A 1,182-nucleotide genomic window follows, 5' to 3' on the forward strand; every position below is an offset into this window, starting at 1 on the left:
CGGCGGTCACGCGGTTCGCGGAGACGCCGGTACCGGAGACCACCGAGGCGCCGGCCGAGCCGGTGCCGTGAATCTTGGCGGCGGGCGCAGCGCTGGCCACTCCCGCCGCCGTCGCGATGGCGGTGGCGGAGGCCGCGATGAGCATGATCGGGCGGATACGCATGAGTCAGTGTCCTTTCCTGCGGGCGTCCGGTTGATGCCCGCACCCCTGTACGCCCCTCGGTGCCCGTGCGGTCGCGCCCCGGACACGTGGTCCATGTCACAGGACGTGCGCGCGACCTGGGAACGGTGCTCGTGCGTACAGGCTTGAGCGGCGCGAGGCTCCGCCCGGGAGGCACGGCTCCACAGCCGTGGTCGAGGAGCGCTTCCCGGCGAACCGCCTGTGATGCGAGCCGATCGACAGCACCAGGAGAGAAAGCCGTTGATGACGCCACAGGAGTTCGACGCGTTCTACGCAGCGTCCTTCTCCCGCCTGACCGGGCAGCTGTACGCGATGACCGGCGACTGGTCCGAAGCACAGGACGTGGTCCAGGAGGCCTTCGTCCGCGCGTGGGACCGAAGGCGCACGTTCGACCTCGGCGATGCCCCGGAAGCCTGGATCCGGACCACCGCCCGGCGGCTGGCCATCTCACGTTGGCGACGTCTGGCCCGGGGTCTGCATCTGGCCGGACGTCACCACCATGAACCCCGCACCGTCGAGCCGCCCACTGAGGAGTACTTGATGCTGGTCATCGCGCTCCGCGACCTGCCCGAGGCGCAGCGCACCGCCATGGTCCTGCACCACATGTGCGACCTTTCCATCGAGCAGGTCGCGACCGAGACCGGCGCCAGCGTCAGTGCCGTCAAGAGCCGCCTCGCCCGCGGGCGGACCGCGCTGGCGGCCCGACTCGGCGACCAGCCCCCGACCAGCGAGGAAGGACGACTCCATGTCTGACCCCCTCCACGACACCCTGGGCGACCGGCTGCGGCTGCTCGGCACACAGATGCCGGCACCGACCCTGCCCGCCGCGGAGATCCGCCGACGCGCCGACCGGCGCCGCCACCGCCGGCACGCCCTGGGCGCGACCGCGGCCTGCGCCGCGGCAGCCCTGTGCCTGGCTCTCCCGTCCGTGCTGCACTCACCCGGCCCACGGCGCGGAGCAGCCCCCGCGGACACCTCCTCCGTGCCCGCTTCCCCCCGCC

General features: G+C 72.6%; 1 protein-coding gene and 1 pseudogene. Both read left to right on the plus strand.

Features of this window, described 5'->3' with window-relative positions; genetic code table 11:
- The first annotated feature begins 424 nt into the window (after positions 1-424).
- Complete coding sequence (locus AQJ30_RS33925; protein WP_067241559.1) at positions 425-934, plus strand: SigE family RNA polymerase sigma factor; 510 nt, start codon at positions 425-427, stop codon at positions 932-934.
- A pseudogene (locus AQJ30_RS33930) lies at positions 927-1,182 on the plus strand (hypothetical protein); the annotation flags it as partial. The gene AQJ30_RS33925 and the pseudogene AQJ30_RS33930, both read left to right, overlap by 8 nt.

This window comes from Streptomyces longwoodensis (assembly GCF_001514125.1).
Taxonomy (GTDB): domain Bacteria; phylum Actinomycetota; class Actinomycetes; order Streptomycetales; family Streptomycetaceae; genus Streptomyces; species Streptomyces longwoodensis.